This is a genomic window from Microbacterium sp. C5A9, assembly GCF_022627955.1.
Lineage (GTDB): Bacteria > Actinomycetota > Actinomycetes > Actinomycetales > Microbacteriaceae > Microbacterium.
Window position 1 is genome coordinate 164,240 of sequence record NZ_JABXGD010000008.1, and the last position, 18,184, is coordinate 182,423.

Below are 18,184 nucleotides of genomic sequence, written 5' to 3' on the forward strand. Positions count from 1 at the left end.
CCTGGAGGGCCCTGCACCCAACGCGTCCTGATATTACCCGGGGAGTCCGAGCGACAGCTCCGAGGAGCGTCACCCGGCGTCAGCATTCACCCCAGGCAGTTCGGGCCGAGAAGCGATTTCAGATCTCCGAACAGGTCGGCCGAGACCTTCACCGGCATCGGCACTTCGAACACCTTGGCGGTGCCGCCACGGTGCACCCGCAACATCACCTCTGTGTCGCCGGCATGGCGGCGGAGCACCTCGGCGAGGTCGTGCATCACCCGCTCCGTCGCCCGCTGTTCGGCCAGCACGAGCGCCAGTGGACCTGCGGCGTCGAACGAACCGACGTCCGGCGCGAACGCCGACTGCGCGTGGAGGTTGAGCCCGTCGTCCCGGCGGGAGACCCGTCCGCGGACCGCGAGGATCGAGTCCTGCTGCAGGATGTGCTGGAACTCGGTGTAGGTCTTGCCCATGAACATCACGGTGACCTCGCCGTTGAAGTCCTCGACGGTGATCATGCCGTACGGGTTCCCGCTCGCCTTCGCCACACGGTGCTGCACACTCGTGACGAGACCGGCGACCGTCACCTGATCGCCGTCCTGTATGTCCTCCGAGTTGTTGAGGACGTGGATCGAGATGGACGCGTGCTTCGCGAGCGGCACCTCGAGCCCCGCGAGCGGGTGATCAGAGACGTAGAGGCCGAGCATCTCCCGCTCGAACGCGAGCTTGTCCTTCTTGATCCACTCCGGTCGCGCGGGGACCTTCGCCGGCGCGACTTCGTCCATGCCGTCGTACAGGCTGTCGAAGTCGAAGCCGATCGCGCCCTGGGCCTCATTGCGCTTGCGGTCCACCGCCGCCTCGACGGCATCCTCGTGCACCTCGATGAGCGCGCGACGCGTGTCGCCCATGGAGTCGAAGGCACCTGCCTTGATCAGCGACTCGACGGTGCGCTTGTTGGAGACGTGCAACGGCACCGTGTCGAGGAAGTGATGGAACGAGGTGAACCGCTGGTCCTTGCGCGCCTTGACGATTCCGTCGACCACGTTGCTGCCGACGTTGCGGACCGCACCGAGGCCGAATCGGATGTCGTCGCCGACGGCCGCGAAGTAGTTGATGGATTCGGACACGTCGGGCGGCAGGACCTTGATGCCCATTCGACGGCACTCGTTGAGGTAGAGCGCCATCTTGTCCTTCGAGTCGCCGACGCTCGTGAGGAGCGCCGCCATGTACTCGGCGGGGTAATGCGACTTGAGGTAGGCGGTCCAGTAGGACACGAGCCCGTAGGCGGCGGAGTGCGCTTTGTTGAAGGCGTAGTCGGAGAACGGGAGCAGGATCTCCCAGAGCGCGTTGACGGCCCCGTCGGAATACCCGTTCGCGTGCATTCCCGCCTGGAAGCCCTCGAACTGCTTGTCCAGCTCGGACTTCTTCTTCTTGCCCATGGCGCGCCGGAGGATGTCGGCCTGTCCGAGTGAGAACCCGGCCACGCGCTGGGCGATCGCCATGACCTGCTCCTGATAGATGATCAGGCCGTAGGACTCGTCGAGGATGTCGGCGAGCGACTCCGTGAACTCGGGATGGATAGGCGTGATCGGCTGCATGCCGTTCTTGCGCAGCGCGTAGTTCGTGTGCGAGTTCGCTCCCATGGGGCCCGGGCGATACAGGGCGATGAGCGCCGAGATGTCACCGAAGTTGTCGGGCTTCATCAACCGCATCAGCGATCGCATCGGCCCGCCGTCGAGCTGGAAGACACCGAGCGACTCGCCCCTGCCGAGGAGGTCGTATGCCCCGCGGTCGTCGAGTTCGAGGTGCTCGAGGTCGAGCTCCTCCCCCCGGTTCGTGCGGATGTTGTCGAGGGCGTCGGAGATGATCGTGAGGTTGCGGAGCCCCAGGAAGTCCATCTTGATGAGGCCGAGCGTCTCGCACGACGGATAGTCGAACTGCGTGACGATCTGGCCGTCCTGCTCGCGCCGCATGATCGGGATGATGTCCAGCAGCGGCTCGGACGACATGATCACACCGGCGGCGTGGACGCCCCACTGCCGCTTCAGCCCCTCGAGTCCCAGCGCGCGGTCGAAGACCGTCTTCGCCTCGGGGTCGGTGTCGATCAGCGCCCGGAACTCGCTCGCCTCCTTGTAGCGGGGATGAGCCGAGTCGAACATGCCGTCGAGCGGCATGTCCTTACCCATCACGGGGGGCGGCATCGCCTTGGTCAGACGCTCGCCCATGCTGAACGGGAATCCGAGCACGCGACCGGCGTCCTTGAGCGCCTGCTTCGACTTGATGGTTCCGTAGGTGACGATTTGGGCGACGCGCTCCGAGCCGTACTTCGCGGTGACGTAGTCGATGACCTCGCCACGGCGACGGTCGTCGAAGTCGACGTCGAAGTCGGGCATGGAGACGCGATCGGGGTTGAGGAACCGCTCGAAGATGAGACCGTGCTCGAGGGGATCGAGGTCGGTGATCTTCATCGCGTAGGCGACCATGGATCCTGCACCGGAACCACGTCCGGGACCCACCCGGATGCCGTTGTCCTTGGCCCAGTTGATGAAGTCGGCGACCACGAGGAAGTAACCGGGGAAGCCCATCTGCAGGATGATGCCGGTCTCGTACTCCGCCTGCTTGCGGACCTTGTCGGGGATGCCCGCGGGATACCGGTAGTGCAGGCCCGCCTCGACCTCCTTGATGAGCCAGCTGTCCTCGGTCTCGCCGTCGGGCACGGGGAAGCGCGGCATGAAGTTCGCCGCCGTGTTGAACTCGACCTCGCAGCGCTCGGCGATGAGCAGCGTGTTGTCGCACGCCTCGGGGTGGTCGCGGAACATCTGCCGCATCTCGGCGGCGGTCTTGATGTAATACCCGTCGCCGTCGAACTTGAACCGATTCGGGTCGTCGAGCGTCGAGCCGGACTGCACGCAGAGTAGCGCCGCATGCGCATCGGCTTCGTGCTGATGCGTGTAGTGCGAGTCGTTCGTCGCGACCAGCGGGATGCCGAGGTCTTTCGACAGCCTCAGAAGATCGGTCATGACCCGCCGCTCGATGGAGAGGCCGTGGTCCATGATCTCGGCGAAGTAGTTCTCCTTGCCGAAGATGTCCTGGAACTCCGCGGCGGCGGCCCTGGCCGCGTCGTACTGCCCCAGCCTCAGGCGTGTCTGCACCTCGCCCGAGGGGCAGCCGGTCGTCGCGATCAGCCCCTTGCCGTAGGTCTGCAGCAGCTCGCGGTCCATGCGCGGCTTGAAGTAGTACCCCTCCATGCTCGACAGCGAGCTGAGTCGGAAGAGGTTGTGCATGCCCTCGGTGCTCTGGCTCCACATCGTCATGTGGGTGTACGCACCGGAACCCGAGACGTCATCACTCTTCTGATCGGGCGATCCCCACTGCACGCGCGACTTGTCGCTGCGGTGTGTACCGGGGGTGACGTACGCCTCGAGTCCGACGATGGGCTTGACGCCTGCGGCGTTCGCCGCCTTGTAGAACTCGAAGGCCGCGAACGTGTTGCCGTGATCGGTCACCGCGATGGCCGGCATGCCGTAGTCGGCGGCCGCCTGCGTCATCGCGCCGATCTTCGCCGCGCCGTCCAGCATCGAGTACTCGCTGTGGACATGCAGGTGGACGAAGGAGTCTGATGCCATGGTTCGAGTCTACTTTCGACGTCGGACACCCGAGGCCCGCAGGTCACCCTCCGGCCCGATGCGGAGCGGCTCGCTCACCGCAGATCGAGGCGCATCAGCACCCTCGGAAAGCCGTCCAGAACAGAGCCCGTGTCCGCGGCCTTCTCGAAGCCCGCGTCCTCGAACAGCTTCCGGGTGCCCACGTACGCCATCGTCAGATTCACCGTGGCACCGTCGTTGTCGACGGGATATGCCTCGACGGCGGGAGCTCCCCGTTTCTTCGCGTACGCGACGGCGCCGGAGACCAGGGCATGGGAGATGCCCTGCCTCCGATGGCCGGGACGAACGCGGATGCACCACAGCGACCAGACGTCGAGATCGTCGACATGCGGGATGAGTCTGTTCCGAGCGAAGCTCGTCTCGCGACGCGGATGCAGCGCCGCCCATCCGACAGGCTCATCGTCGAGGCGCGCGATGACGCCGGGAGGAGGGTCCAGTCGGCACAGTTCCCGCATCCGGTCGGCACGTGCCGGCCCTCGGAGCGCGACGTTCTCCTTGCTGCCGATGCGGTAGCTGAGACAGAAGCACACGTTCGACGTCGGCTTCTTGGGTCCGACCAGCGTCGCGACGTCATCGAATCCGGTCGCGGGCACCACCTCGATCGCACTCATGCGACCAGTGTGCCTCGGCGACCGGCGGGACGCCAGGGCCTTCAGTCGCCGCGCAGGACGTCCAGGGCGTGCTGGAAATCCGCCGGGTATCCGGACTCGAACTGCACCCAGTCACCCGTGGTCGGATGGGCGAAGCCCAGCCGGTGCGCGTGGAGCCACTGCCGCGAGAGACCGAGCCGTGCCGACAGTGTCGGGTCCGCACCGTAGAGCGGATCGCCCACGCACGGATGCCGGTGAGCGGCCATGTGCACGCGGATCTGATGCGTGCGCCCGGTCTCGAGATGGATCTCGAGCAGTGACGCTCCCGGGAACGCCTCGAGGGTCTCGTAGTGCGTCACCGAAGGCTTGCCGTCGGGCGTCACCGCGAACTTCCACGAGTGGTTCGGGTGGCGTCCGATCGGGGCGTCGATGGTCCCGGCCAGCGGGTCGGGGTGTCCCTGGACGACCGCGTGGTAGATCTTCTCGACGGTCCGTTCCTTGAACGCATGCTTGAGCGCCGTGTACGCGGTCTCGCTCTTCGCGACCACCATCAATCCGCTGGTGCCCACGTCGAGGCGGTGCACGACTCCCTTGCGCTCGGGTGCCCCGCTCGTCGAGATGCGGAAGCCCGCTGCGGCGAGAGCGCCGACCACGGTCGGCCCCTCCCACCCCAGGGAGGGATGAGCCGCGACTCCCGTCGGCTTGTCGACCACGACGATGTCATCATCGTCGTACACGATGCCGAGCTCGGGAACCGCGATCGGCACGATCCGCGGCTCCTCCTTCGGCTTCCACTCCACGTCGAGCCATCCGCCGCCGCGGAGGCGATCGGACTTGTCGAGCACGGCCCCGTCGAGGCGCACACCGCCGGCAGCGGCGACCTCGGCGGCGAAGGTGCGCGAGAATCCGAGCATCTTCGCGAGGGCGGCATCGACGCGCGTTCCGTCGAGCCCGTCCGGGACGGGGAGCGAGCGCGACTCCACGGTCAGCGACCGTCCGATGCGGTCGCGCCGGCCGCGGCGTCGGAGTCGCCGCGCTCACCCCTGACGTGCGGCGTCTCATCGGCGACGGCGGCGGCTTCGGCCTGCTCGTCGTTCTCGACGGGCGCGTGGTCGCGCTCGCGAGTCCCGTCGAAACGGAGGCCCACGACGACCAGGAGCGCCACCGAGATCATTCCGGTGACGATGAAGATGTCGGCGATGTTGAAGATCGCCGGCATCATCCACGGCATCGAGATCATGTCGACGACATGCCCCATGGGGAAGCCGGGCTCACGCAGGAGGCGGTCGGTGAGGTTTCCCAGCACCCCGCCGAGCAGGCATCCGAGCACGACGGCCCAGAGGCGCGACCTCAGACCGAAGGCCTTCCACACGATCACCGCGGCGACGACAGCGAGCGCGATGGTGAAGATCCACGTGACATCCGAGCCGAGCGAGAAGGCGGCACCGGGGTTGCGCACGTAGTACAGCTGAAGGAACTCACCGAGAACCGGAACGGGCTCCTGCAGGGGCAGGTTCTCGACCGTGAGGTACTTCACGAACTGATCGGCGGCCAGCACGAGCGCTGCGAGAATCGCAACGATCGTGCCGGCCGCCGACCGACGAAGGGGGGATCGTCCTGGCAAAAGGACGACCTACAGTCCGATCGCGGAAACCGGAGTCGAGTCCGTCGACGTCGACTTCTCGTCGAGGTCGCGGAGCTGACCCTCGATGTAGCCGCGCAGCTGCGAGCGGTAGTCGCGCTCGAAGTTGCGGAGCTCGGTGATGCGTGCCTCGAGCGTGTTGCGCTCGCGCTCGAGCCGTGCCGACTCCTCGCGCTGCTTGGCCTCGGCCTCGGTGCGGATGCGGTTGACCTCGCCCTCCGCGTCGGCGATGAGCTGGGCACGCTTGGCCTCACCCTCGGCGACGTGCTCGTCGTGCAGGCGCTGAGCCAGCTCGATGATGCCTGCGGTGGCGGTCGCAGAACCCGACGGAGCGGGCTCGGCCTGCGCCGCGGGAGCCGGAGTCGCCTCGGCTGCGGGGGCCGGAGCCTCGGCGGCAGCGGGGACCGGCGTCGCGCCGGACTCGAATGCGGCCAGCTTGGCCTTCAGCTCGGCGTTCTCTTCGAGGGCCTTGCGCCACTCGATGACGATCTCGTCGAGGAAGTCGTCGACCTCGTCGGGGTCGAAGCCGTCCTTGAAGCGGACGTGCTGGAACTGCTTGGTGACGACGTCATCCGGGGTAAGTGCCATGGTGGCTCCTTCGATGAGTTCGGTTGCCAGTTTCGAGAATGGCGTGGTCGAGATGTGGCGCGAACCCGGGGCGCGCACCTGGGAGCCAAGCATAGCCCCCGAGTCTGACCGTTGCGACGACGCGACACTCGAGCGCGCCGAAGTCACAGCGATGTCAGAAGAAGATCCCCACGATGTTCATCAGGATCAGCACGATCAGGATCGTGATGGAGAATCCGAAATCCAGGGAGATCGAACCGATGCGCAGCGGCGGGATGATCCGCCGGAAGAACCGGACCGGCGGATCGGTGATCGTGTACACGACCTCGGCGGCGACGAGCCCTGCACCCTTCGGACGCCACTCCCGATTGAACATCGGGATGTAGTCCAGGATGAGCCGCGCGAAGAGCACCAGAAGGTACAGCAGGAGCATCAGGTGGATGATGCTCGCGAAGACGGAGACGACCCCCACGGGTTACGAGTGGTCGAAGCCCGCAGACTCGGCGTCTGCGTGCGCGATGCCCCCGTGACCGGACACCGCGATGTTCTCCGGCGAGAGCAGGAAGACCTTCGAGGTGACGCGCTCGATACGGCCGTACAGGCCGAGCGAGAGGCCGCTCGCGAAGTCGATCAGCCGACGCGCGTCGGCGTCGCTCATCTGGGACAGGTTGATGATGACCGGCACACCCTCGCGGAAGCTCTCGGCGATGAGCTGAGCATCGCGGTACTGCTTCGGGTGCACGGTGAGGATCTCGTTCACTGCCCCTCCTGCGGGCTGACGCACGGCGACGGGACGACGCAGCGGGGTGACGGGAGCCGGAGCCGGCTCTTCGCGGTCTCGGTCACGGTCACGCTGCTGAGAGCGGGCCGGGGCCTGCGTCTCCTCCTCGTAGACCTCTTCCTCGTCTGCGAGGCCGAGATACACCATGGTCTTCTTCAGTGGGTTACCCATCGTGTCCTCCGGTTCGAACGTTTCGGGCGGGTCTGTTCACAGGTTAACCCCGGTCGGGGCGGGGGCCTGTGATTGCGGAGCCGATCCGCAGGTGTGTCGCACCGGCGGCGATCGCCTCGGCGAAGTCTCCGGTCATCCCTGCGGAGATCCAGTCCGCGGCGGGCTCGACGGCGCGCACGTCGTCTGCGACCGCGCGAAGGCGGGCGAAGGCCGACGCGGGTTCCTCATCGAGCGGCGCCACGGCCATGACGCCACGCAGGCGGAGCGACGGCAGGCCGCCGATGTGCTCGGCGAGCCGAGCCGCCTCAGCGGGTTCGACCCCTCCGCGACCGGGGTCGTCGGTGAGGTTCACCTGCACGAGGACGTCGAGGACGTCGTCGCCCTCCGCCGCACGGTGCAGGGCATCCGCAAGACGCGAGCGGTCCACCGAGTGGACGGCGTCCGCACTGCGGCGGATCGCGGAGGCCTTGTTGGTCTGCGCCTGCCCGATGAAGTGCCAGCGCACATCCTCGAGCCCCGCGAGCTCCTCGCGCTTCGCCGAGAGCTCCTGCTGGCGGTTCTCCCCCACCTCGCGGACCCCCAGAGCGCGCAGCTCCGTCACTAGCGGCGCGGGGTGGAACTTCGTCACCACGATCCTGGTCAGCTCATCGGGGTCACGCCCCGCGGCTCGCGCGGCGTCGGCGATGCGAAGATCGATCGCCGACAGCCGCGCTGCCAGGTCACTCACTTGAGGAATTCGGGGATGTCGATGTCGTCGTCGGCGAAAGCAGGCTCGATGCTCGTCTGCGTCGTGCGCTGCTGCACGGGCTCGGGCTCGCGCTTCTCGGCCGCGGGTGCGGCTTCCTCGTCGCTGGGCAGAGCGACCTCGGGCAGCGTCGCCGCCGCGGGCCGGCTGACGACCATCGGGTCGAGACGGAGCGTCGGCTCGCCGCTGTCGAAGCCCGCCGCGATCACGGTCACGCGCACCTCGTCGCCGAGCGTGTCGTCGATGACCGTACCGAAGATGATGTTCGCCTCGGGGTGCGCGGCCTCCTTGACGAGGTCGGCGGCGTCGTGGATCTCGAAGATCCCGAGGTTGGAGCCACCCTGGATCGAGAGGAGCACGCCGTGCGCACCCTCGATGCTGGCTTCGAGCAGCGGGGACTCGACCGCGAGCTCGGCGGCCTTGATGGCCCGATCGGCACCGCGCGCGGAGCCGATGCCCATGAGCGCGGAGCCCGCACCCTGCATGACCGACTTCACATCGGCGAAGTCGAGGTTGATGAGACCGGGGGTCGTGATGAGGTCCGTGATGCCCTGGACACCCGCGAGGAGCACCTGGTCGGCGGTGGCGAAGGCCTCGATCATCGAGATGCCGCGGTCGCTGATCTCGAGAAGACGGTCGTTCGGCACCACGATGAGGGTGTCGACCTCTTCCTTCAGCTTCGAGACGCCGGCTTCGGCCTGGCTCTGGCGGCGGCGTCCCTCGAAGGAGAACGGCTTCGTGACGACACCGATGGTCAGCGCGCCGATCGACTTGGCGATCCGTGCCACGACGGGAGCGCCGCCGGTTCCCGTGCCGCCACCCTCTCCGGCGGTGACGAAGACCATGTCGGCACCGGTGAGAGCCTGTTCGATCTCCTCTGCGTGGTCCTCTGCGGCGCGGCGACCCACCTCGGGGTCGGCGCCGGCGCCGAGGCCGCGGGTGAGCTCGCGTCCGACGTCGAGCTTGACGTCGGCGTCACTCATGAGCAGCGCCTGGGCGTCGGTGTTGACAGCGATGAACTCGACTCCGCGGAGACCGAGCTCGATCATGCGGTTGACGGCGTTGACGCCGCCACCGCCGACGCCGACGACCTTGATCACGGCGAGGTAGTTCTGGTTCTGGCTCATGGCCGGCCTCCGAATAATCGAGCCTGTTGTATGTGTGCGGGAAACCTGTGGGCTTGAACCTTAAACCTCAACTAGAGGTGTAAAGTATTTCCCGGTATTGGTTTCTCTTGTTCGAAGGTAAGCGCCGCGCCTGCGCGCGCACGCAGCGACACGGGCGTGTCGCCCGTTTGCCGTCGAAACGTCAGCCGATGACGACCGCGTGCGGCGATGTCACGTCGATCGACGACGCATCCGGCTTCGCGATGAGGGCCTTCGCGAGCGCCTCGCTCTTCAGAGGCGAGTTCTCGGAGCTGCCCCAGACGACGACGAGCCCGGAGCTCACGGTCAATGTGACATCGTCGCGCGTGGAAGCCCGCACGCCCGTGAGCCCGGCGCGCACATCGGCGGGAAGCGACCGGATGACGAGGCCCGCACTCTCGAAGGCATCCGAATCCGTGCCTCCCTCGATCTCGAGCAGCGGCTGCCCCGCGGGTTGGTCAGCCGTCGTCGACAGTGCCACACCGGCCGCGTCGACGAGGGTGTATCCGGCATCCGACCGGATCACCCCCACGGGCGTCCGCTCCACGATGCGCACCGTGAGATCGTGGGGCGGCTTCGCTTCGAGGGAGTACGTCTCGATCAGCGGGAAGGCGAGCAGCGCGGCCTTGATCTCGCTCGCATCGACCAGTGCCAGCGGAGTGCCGATCTGCCCCGCGAGGGCGCTCTCGACCGCTGCGGCATCGAGAGTCGTCGCACCCACCACAGTGACGCGATCGACCGCGAAGAGCGGACTGTACGCCGCTGCGGCGCTGCCGCCGACGAGCAGCACGACGGCACCGATCGCACTCAGCCAGACGATGCGGCGTCGGCGCGATCGCTGGGTGAACCGACGGATCTCGGCGCGCAGCGCCTTGCGTCGCGCCCGTGCGGCGCGCCACACATCCATGTTCGACGTCGGGCGCTCACCGGCATCCGTGTCGGAGTCCTCGAGAATCGGACGAGCGTCCGCGGCGTTGGGAGCCGATTCCGATTCGTCGTACGTGCCGCGCGCCCGCCCACGCCTGCGCGGGGCGTCGCGCGCTTCTCCCCCGGCCGCGCCCTCGGGCGCGACGGGCAGCGGAGGCGGACGACGCATCGGCTATACCCCGGTGGTCCGCAGCGACTCGAGCACCTGCGGGATGATCTGGTAGACGTTGCCGCAGCCGAGCGTGATGACGAAATCGCCGTCTCGAGCGACGGTGGCCGTGTAGTCGGCGGCCTGCTGCCAGTCGGCCACGAAGTGCACGTTGTCCGGATCATGGAACGCCCCGCTGACGAGCTCGCCGGTGACGCCGGGCACCGGGTCCTCCCGGGCGCCGTACACGTCGAGCATCACGGTGTGATCGGCGAACGTCTCGAGGACGTCGGCGAACTCCTGGTACATGTGCTGCGTACGCGAGTAGGTGTGAGGCTGCTGGATGGCGATGATGCGGCCGGAGCCGGCGATCGAGCGCATGGCCTCGAGGGCCGCACGGACCTCGGTCGGGTGGTGCGAGTAGTCGTCGTAGACGGTGACGCCTCGTTCGACCCCGTGCTGCTCGAGGCGGCGGACGGTGCCGGCGAAGCCCGCCACGGCGCGCGCGGACTCCTCGAGACCGTAGCCGAGTGCGAGGAGCACCGTGATGGCACCTGCCGCGTTGATCGCGTTGTGCACACCGGGCACCGCGAGCTGCAGTCGCACGCTGTCGGCACCGTGGGCGATCGTCGCGGCGACCGGGCCGGCGGCCACGACGTCCGACACCCGGACGTCGGCTCCCTCGGCCTGACCGAAGGTGATGACGTTCGGATGCGACAGGCCCGCGCCGACACGCAGCGCACCGGGGTCGTCGCTCGAGATCACGACCGCCTCTGTCGCCGCGTCGGCGAAGCGCACGAACGCGTCGTGGAAGGCCTCGTCCGACCCGTAGTGGTCGAGGTGATCCGGGTCGACGTTCGTGATCAGGGCGACGGCGGTGTCGTAGAGCAGGAACGTGCCGTCCGACTCGTCGGCCTCGATCACGAACAGGTCGCCCGTGCCGGTGGCGCTCGACACTCCCAGCTGCTCGATCACACCGCCGTTGACGAAGTTCGGATCCGCGTCCAGCGCCTGCAGCGCCGTCACGATCATCCCGGTCGACGTCGTCTTGCCGTGCGCACCCGCGACAGACACCAGCCTGCGCGAGCCGATCAGCCAATGCAGGGCCTGCGAACGGTGGATGACGTGCAGACCGCGCTCCTTGGCGAGGAGGAACTCGGGGTTCTCCGGCCAGATGGCACCCGTGTGGACGACGGTGTCGGCATCGCCGAGATGCGCGGCGTCGTGACCGACGTGCACCGTGGCACCGGCGGCGGCGAGAGCACGGAGGTTGTCGCTGTCGGCGCGGTCGCTTCCGGAGACGCGGATACCGGCGTCGAGGAACATCTTCGCGAGCCCGCTCATGCCGGATCCGCCGATTCCGATGAAGTGCGCGGCGGTGATCGACTCGGGGATCGGGAGGGAGAGGTCAGGTCTGATCATGTCGGGTTCAGTCTACTTTTCGCTGGGAACGTTGCGTCGTCGCGATGAGGGACGACGGCGGTGTCAGGAGGATGCGAGGGCTCGATCGACGAGCGCGATGACGTTGTCGGTACCGCTGCGGGTGCCGACCGTCTCGGCCGCCTTCGCCATCGAGGCGATGCGCTGCGGATCCTTCAGGAGCGGGATCACGTGGCGTCGCACCGCGTCGCCGTCGAACGTCGCGTCGTCGAGCAGCCGCGCCGCTCCGGCAGCGACGGCGGATGCCGCATTGAGTCGCTGCTCGCCGTTGCCCACCGAGTACGGCACGTACAGGGCGGGCAGGCCCAGTGCGCTGATCTCGCTGACAGTCGCCGCGCCCGAGCGCGAGACGATGAGGTCGGCGACCGCGAAGGCGAGGTCCATGCGGTCGACGTAGCGTCGCAGGGCATAGCCCGGGACCTCGGGATCCTCGAGCTGGCTCCGCTCGCCCGTGACGTGCAGCAGCTGCCACCCCGCGGCGAGCACATCGCCCCACGAATCGGCGAGGGCCTCGTTCAGTCGCTGGGCTCCCAGTGATCCGCCGAAGACGAGAAGCACGGGGCGCGCCGGATCGAGGCCGAAGTACGCCGCCGCCTCGTGTCGCGCGGCGGCCCGGTCGAGTTCGATGACCTCACGTCGCAGCGGCATGCCGACGACCTCGCCGCCGCGCAGCCGGGTCCCCTCGAAGGCGACGCCGGTGGCTGCCGCGCGTCGCGCGCCGAGCACGTTCGCGAGTCCGGGCTTCGCGTTCGCCTCGTGCACGACGAAAGGCACGCCCTCGCGTCGTGCGGCGATGTAGGCGGGCGCGGAGGCGTATCCGCCGAAGCCGACCACCACCTCGACGCCGTGCGCACGGATGTGGTCGCGCACCTGGGCGATCGCTCGACGGAACCGCGCGGGGAACGCCGCGGCCTGGGCGTTCGGTCGACGCGGAAAAGGGACCTTGTCGACGATGAGCAGCTCGTAGCCGCGTTCCGGGACGAGCCGGGATTCGAGTCCCTCGGCGGTCCCGAGGACCAGGACCTCGGCCTCGGGGTCGCGGGCGCGGAGTCCGTCGGCGACGGCGAGCAGGGGGTTGACGTGTCCGGCGGTTCCCCCGCCGGCGAGAAGGTACGTGGTCACCGTGTGACCTTACCCCGCCCCGCCGAGGTCGACCGCGCAGCCGCACGCGCCTCGGGCACGGGAAGCGTGCGCGCGAAAGCGAGGAGCACGCCGCAGGCGATGAGGACGGCGAGGAGCGCGGTGCCGCCCTGCGACATGAACGGCAGCGGAACGCCCATGACCGGGAACACGCCGATCACGACGCCGATGTTGAGCACCGCCTGCCCGGTGATCCAGACGGTGATGCCGCCGGCCGCGACCCGGATGAACGGGTCGGCGGTCTTGCGGATGACATGGAACGCACCGACCGTGAACAGCGTGAACAGCGCGAGCACGACGATGCAGCCGATCAGACCGAGCTCCTCGCCCACGATCGCGAAGATGAAGTCGTTTCCCGCGGCCGGAAGCCAGCCGTACTTCTCCTGCGAGTTGCCGAGACCCACGCCGAAGATCCCGCCGGAGGCCATGCCCCAGACGCCGTGGATCGACTGGTAGCAGTCGCCGGTGTACGCCGACATGTCGGAGCAGGTGGCCGTGATGCGACGCATGCGGTCCGGGCTCGTGACAGCCAGAGCGATGACCGCGACGACGCCGAGGAGGACGGGGAGGATGAAGAGTCGGAGCTTCACGCCCGAGAAGAACAGGCATCCGAGCAGCACGAGGACGAGGACCATCGCCGTGCCGAGGTCCTTTCCGGCGAGCACGGTTCCGATCGCCAGCGCCCCGACCGGGACGACCGGGATGAAGACCTGATGCCAGGTGCCGAGCATCGTGCGCTTGCGCATGAGCACATAGCCGATCCACACGGCCAGGGCGAGCTTCAGGAACTCGGAGGGCTGGAGCGTGAACCCGGCGATCTTGATCCAGTTCCTGTTGCCGCCGTCCTCGATGCCGAGCGGCGTGAAGACGAGCAGCTGGAGTGCGATCGCGCCGAACAGGGCCGGCCAGGCCATCTTCTTGAGGAAGGCGATGGGCGCCCGCGAGATCACGAACATGAGCGGGATGCCGAGAACGGCGAAGATCCCCTGACGCAGCGCACCGTCCATCGGGTTCTCCCCGCGGGAGACGGCGGTCGCGCTGGTCGCGGACAGGACCATGACGAGGCCGAAGATCGTCAGCATCAGTGCTGCCGAGGCGATCATCAGGAACTCGGTGGACACCGGGGTGAACCGGCGCCCGAGCGAGACCCGGGCGGCGAGGCCGCGACCTGAGCCGTCGGACTCAGAGCGCGGGGGGCGTGCGACCTGCGTCATCGGCGCTCCCCCGGTCTATCCAGTCCCGCACCGCTTCGGCGAAGCGGTGTCCTCGATCCGCGTAGCTGGAGAACTGATCGAAGGATGCCGCTGCGGGAGCCAGAAGAACTGTGCCCTCGCCCTCGACGATCCCTGCCGCGATCTCCACGACACGGTTCATGACCTGTCCAGTCTCACCAGCATCCACCTCGAACACCGGCACCGTCGGCGCGTGTCGCTCGAATGCCGCGACGACGTCGTCGCGCACGACGCCGATCACGACCGCGGCGCGCGCGGTCGTTCCGACCGTGGCGATGAGATCGGCGATGTCGACACCCTTGAGGTCACCGCCCACGACCCAGACCGCGCCGGGGTACGCGCGCAGCGATGAGGCCGCCGCATGCGGGTTCGTGGCTTTGGAGTCGTCGACCCAGGTGATGCCGCGATGACGCGCGATCACCTGGATGCGATGCGCGTCGAGGCGGAAATCCTGCAGCGCGGACTGGATCGCCTCGGGCGCGACGTCGAGAGAACGGGCGAGAGCGCTGGCCGCGAGGATGTTCTGGACGATGTGCGGCGCCGCGAGACCGGCCTCCTGCAGGTCGGCGACGGTGGTGAGCTCCAGCGCGCTGCGCGCCCGGTCGTCGAGGAAGGCCCGATCGACGAGCAGACCCTCGACGACGCCGAGATCGCTCGGACCGGGAGTGCCCAGGTCGAAGCCGATGGCGCGCGCGCCGTCGACCACCTCGGCCTCCTCGACCATGCGGCGCGTGGCGAGGTCTGCCTTGTTGTAGACGCACGCGACACGGGTGTTGCGATAGACGAGCGCCTTGGCGTCGCGGTACGCGGCGGCACTGCCGTGCCAGACCAGATGATCGTCTGCGAGGTTGAGGCAGACGGAGGAGTACGGATAGAGCTCCCCCTCCGGCTCGGAGAGCCCCAGATACCAGAGCTGATGGCTGGACAGCTCGACCACGAAGACGTCGAAGCCCGCCGGGTCGCGGACCGCGTCGAGAACCGGGACCCCGATGTTCCCGCAGGGCGCCGCGCGCAGGCCGCCGGCGACGAGAAGCGAGGCCGTGAGCTGGGTCGTCGTCGTCTTGCCGTTCGTGCCGGTGATGAGCACCCAGTCCGCGGGCGTGCCGTCCGGACGGACGACCTTGTCGCGAACCCGCCAGGCGAGCTCGACGTCGCCCCAGACCGCGATCCCCTCGTCCTGCGCCCACCGGATCACCGGATGCGAGGGCGAGAAGCCGGGAGAGGCGACGATCACCTCGGGCGCGAAGTCGCTGAGCACCGCCGGAACGGTCTGGAGCGAACCGAGCTCGAGGCGCGCGCCGATGACCGGGAGAAGGCGCGCGTACTCCTCTTCGGCCGATTCGCTGAGCACGAGCACGTCCGCACCCAGCTCCGCCAGCGTGTCTGCGACGGAGAACCCCGTCATCGACAGTCCCAGAACCGCGACCCGCAGGCCGGTCCAGTCGGCATTCCAGCTGGTGAGCGTCGACAGCCTCGACTCAGCCGACACGGGTCAGCCATTCGACGTAGAAGAGACCGACGGCCGACACCGCGAGCAGACCGGCGATGATCCACATGCGCACGACGATCGTGACCTCCGACCAGCCGCGCATCTCGAGGTGGTGGTGGAAGGGACTCATCAGGAAGAGGCGCTTGCCGCGCGTGATCTTGAAGTACGCACGCTGCAGGATCACCGAGCCCGAGGCGAGCACGAAGACGCCGGCGATCACGAAGAGGAGCAGCTCGGTGCGGGTGAGGATGGCCATCGCGGTGATCACGCCGCCGATGGCCATCGAGCCCACGTCGCCCATGAAGACCTTGGCCTTCGGCGCATTCCACCAGAGGAATCCTATGAGGCTGGCCCCGAACGATGCCGCGACGATCGCCAGGCTGAAGGGGTCGCGCACCTCGTAGCATCCGCTGATCGCGGCCTTCTCGACACCCTCGCCGACGCACGACTGCTTGAACTGCCAGAAGGCGATGAGGCTGTAGGCGCTCACGACCAGCACGCCTGCTCCGGCCGCGAGGCCGTCGAGACCGTCGGTGAGGTTCACGCTGTTCGACGTCGCGACGCCGATCACGGAGATCCAGAGGAGGTAGAGCGCCCAGCCGACGATCGCGGTGAACGCGAACAGGTTGAGCCAGGGGATGTCGCGGAAGAGCGAGATCGACCCGGATGCCGGTGTCTGGTCGAACTGGTTGGGGAAGTTCAGCGCGACGATGCCGAAGGGGATCATGACGAGCAGCTGGCCGATGATCTTCCGCCAGCCGGAGAGCCCGAGGCTGCGCTGACTGCGGACCTTCATGTAGTCGTCGATGAAGCCGACCACGCCGAATCCCACCATCAGCCACATCACCAGCAGCGCGGAGAGCGCGGGAGTCCCCCCGCCGACGTAGACGCCGGTGAAGTACCCGACCATCGTGCCGACGATGAAGATCACGCCGCCCATGGTCGGGGTGCCGCGTTTGGCCTCGTGGTTCGGGTTCTCGACGGCCTCGGGCGTGCGGATGACCTGCCCCCAGCCCCACTTGCGGAAGAGCCGCAGGAAGACGGGAGTCAGGAAGAGAGTGAAGGCGAGCGAGATGGCCGCCGCCATGATGAGTGACCTCACGAGAACAATTCTCCCAGACGATCGCCGAGATGCCGGAGGCCCACGGAGTTGGAGGACTTCACGAGCACGCGGTCGCCGTCGCGGAGCTCGGTGCGGAGGTACTCGAATGCCGCGTCCTGGTCAGGGAAGAAGACCGCTTCGCTGTCCCATGACCCCTCCCCGATGGCGGAGATGAAGAGCCTGCGCGCCTCCGGACCCACCACCACGATGCGCTGGATGTTCAGCCGCACCGCGAGAAGACCGATGCGGTCGTGCTCCTCGCCCGCCGTCTCGCCCAGCTCGCTCATCGCGCCGAGCACGGCGACGGTGCGCTCCTCGGGACCGGTGATCTGGGCGAGGGTGCGCAGGGCGGCGGCCATGGAGTCTGGGCTCGCGTTGTATGCGTCGTTGATGATGCGCACGCGATCGCTGCCCAGCGGCTGCATGCGCCAGCGCTCGGCGATCTCGACCGTCTCCAGCCGCGCGACGGCATCGGCAGCGGACACGCCGAGCACGCCCGCTGCCGCGATCGCGGCCAGAGCGTTGTTCACGTGGTGTGCCCCGAGCACCCGCAGTCGCAGCGGAAGCCGCTCCCCCGCGGCCTCGATCAGGCAGGTCGTGCCGGCGGCGGTGACCTCGAGATCCTGCGCCCGCACATCGGCGGCGTCGCTCTGACCGAAGCCGACCACGGTCATGCCGCGGGATTCGGCCAGACCGCGCATCGCGGAGACGCGCGGGTCGTCGACGTTGAGCACGGCTGTCCCGCTCGGGATCGCAGCGGAGACGAGTTCGGACTTCGCCTTCGCGGTCGCCTCGATGCCGCCGAAACCGCCGGCGTGCGCCATGCCCACCATCAGCACGACGACGACGTCGGGCTCGACGAGCCCGGCGAGGCGCGCGATGCTGCCCGGCGCATCCGCACCGAACTCGCTGACGAGGAAGCGTGTGTCGTGCGTGACGCGGAGCATCGTGACCGGTGCGCCGACCTCGTTGTTGTACGACGCGATCGGCGAGACCGTCTCCCCTTCGTCCGACAGGATGCGCGCCAGGAAGTTCTTGGTGGTCGTCTTGCCGTTGGAACCGGTGATGCCCACGATCTTGAGCCCGCCGCCCGCGCGCACGCGCGCGGCGACCTCGCGGGCGAGATCGGCGAGGGCCGCGACGGCATCCGCGACGACGATCTGCGAGATCTCGTCGTCGACGGGGTGCTCCACGATCGCGAGCGCCGCACCCGCCTCGAGCGCAGCGCCGACGAAACGGTGCCCGTCGGTCTCGGCGCCCGGCTTGGCGACGAAGATCGATCCGGGAGCCATCGTGCGCGAGTCGGTGTCGACGACACCGTCCACGACGGTGTCCGCGGTGGCGGGTCCGGCAAGCCTGAGCTCACCCCCGAGGACGGCGGCGATCTCAGCAAGCGACAGGGCGATCATGACGTCTCCAGG

16 protein-coding genes are annotated in these 18,184 nt (G+C 68.1%); all 16 read right to left on the minus strand.

Annotated elements, in window-relative coordinates; all coding sequences use genetic code 11:
• Positions 1-86 precede the first annotated feature (86 nt).
• Positions 87-3,605: a DNA polymerase III subunit alpha gene (gene dnaE, locus HWD99_RS15785; RefSeq protein ID WP_241797137.1), complete on the minus strand. Its 3,519-nt coding sequence runs from the start codon at positions 3,603-3,605 to the stop codon at positions 87-89.
• 74 nt (positions 3,606-3,679) lie between these two features.
• On the minus strand, positions 3,680-4,255 hold the full coding sequence (locus HWD99_RS15790; protein ID WP_241797138.1) for a GNAT family N-acetyltransferase: 576 nt from the start codon (positions 4,253-4,255) through the stop codon (positions 3,680-3,682).
• Between the two features lie 41 nt (positions 4,256-4,296).
• Positions 4,297-5,217 carry an RluA family pseudouridine synthase gene (locus tag HWD99_RS15795; RefSeq protein ID WP_241797139.1) on the minus strand — a complete coding sequence of 307 codons (921 nt, stop codon included), beginning with the start codon at positions 5,215-5,217 and terminating at the stop codon, positions 4,297-4,299.
• 2 nt (positions 5,218-5,219) lie between these two features.
• Positions 5,220-5,792, minus strand: coding sequence for a signal peptidase II (gene lspA, locus HWD99_RS15800; protein WP_374205478.1), 573 nt, complete (start codon positions 5,790-5,792; stop codon positions 5,220-5,222).
• 75 nt (positions 5,793-5,867) lie between these two features.
• Positions 5,868-6,464 carry a DivIVA domain-containing protein gene (locus HWD99_RS15805; protein WP_241797140.1) on the minus strand — a complete coding sequence of 199 codons (597 nt, stop codon included), beginning with the start codon at positions 6,462-6,464 and terminating at the stop codon, positions 5,868-5,870.
• A 154-nt stretch (positions 6,465-6,618) separates the two neighbouring features.
• Complete coding sequence (locus HWD99_RS15810) at positions 6,619-6,915, minus strand: YggT family protein (RefSeq protein WP_241797141.1); 297 nt, start codon at positions 6,913-6,915, stop codon at positions 6,619-6,621.
• A 3-nt stretch (positions 6,916-6,918) separates the two neighbouring features.
• Positions 6,919-7,395: a cell division protein SepF gene (locus HWD99_RS15815; RefSeq protein WP_241797142.1), complete on the minus strand. Its 477-nt coding sequence runs from the start codon at positions 7,393-7,395 to the stop codon at positions 6,919-6,921.
• Between the two features lie 43 nt (positions 7,396-7,438).
• The gene (locus HWD99_RS15820) at positions 7,439-8,122 is read right to left on the minus strand and encodes a YggS family pyridoxal phosphate-dependent enzyme (RefSeq protein WP_241797143.1); all 684 of its coding nucleotides are present in this window, start codon (positions 8,120-8,122) and stop codon (positions 7,439-7,441) included.
• Positions 8,119-9,267 (minus strand): cell division protein FtsZ, encoded by a 1,149-nt coding sequence (ftsZ, locus tag HWD99_RS15825; protein ID WP_241797144.1) that lies wholly within the window; start codon positions 9,265-9,267, stop codon positions 8,119-8,121. The genes HWD99_RS15820 and ftsZ overlap by 4 nt, the downstream gene beginning before the upstream one ends.
• A 181-nt stretch (positions 9,268-9,448) precedes the next feature.
• A complete protein-coding gene (locus HWD99_RS15830; RefSeq protein ID WP_241797145.1) occupies positions 9,449-10,381 on the minus strand; it encodes an FtsQ-type POTRA domain-containing protein in 933 nt (310 codons plus the stop codon).
• Between the two features lie 3 nt (positions 10,382-10,384).
• The gene (gene murC / locus HWD99_RS15835) at positions 10,385-11,782 is read right to left on the minus strand and encodes a UDP-N-acetylmuramate--L-alanine ligase (protein ID WP_241797146.1); all 1,398 of its coding nucleotides are present in this window, start codon (positions 11,780-11,782) and stop codon (positions 10,385-10,387) included.
• Positions 11,783-11,845: 63 nt separating this feature from the next.
• On the minus strand, positions 11,846-12,922 hold the full coding sequence (locus tag HWD99_RS15840) for a glycosyltransferase (protein WP_241797147.1): 1,077 nt from the start codon (positions 12,920-12,922) through the stop codon (positions 11,846-11,848).
• Positions 12,919-14,154: a putative lipid II flippase FtsW gene (ftsW, locus tag HWD99_RS15845; protein WP_241797148.1), complete on the minus strand. Its 1,236-nt coding sequence runs from the start codon at positions 14,152-14,154 to the stop codon at positions 12,919-12,921. The genes HWD99_RS15840 and ftsW overlap by 4 nt, the downstream gene beginning before the upstream one ends.
• Positions 14,123-15,661 (minus strand): UDP-N-acetylmuramoyl-L-alanine--D-glutamate ligase, encoded by a 1,539-nt coding sequence (murD, locus tag HWD99_RS15850; protein WP_241797149.1) that lies wholly within the window; start codon positions 15,659-15,661, stop codon positions 14,123-14,125. Before murD ends, ftsW begins: the two co-directional genes overlap by 32 nt.
• Positions 15,651-16,763: a phospho-N-acetylmuramoyl-pentapeptide-transferase gene (gene mraY / locus HWD99_RS15855; RefSeq protein WP_241797150.1), complete on the minus strand. Its 1,113-nt coding sequence runs from the start codon at positions 16,761-16,763 to the stop codon at positions 15,651-15,653. The genes murD and mraY overlap by 11 nt, the downstream gene beginning before the upstream one ends.
• Positions 16,760-18,172, minus strand: coding sequence for a UDP-N-acetylmuramoyl-tripeptide--D-alanyl-D-alanine ligase (murF, locus tag HWD99_RS15860; RefSeq protein ID WP_241797151.1), 1,413 nt, complete (start codon positions 18,170-18,172; stop codon positions 16,760-16,762). The genes mraY and murF overlap by 4 nt, the downstream gene beginning before the upstream one ends.
• Positions 18,173-18,184 lie beyond the last annotated feature (12 nt).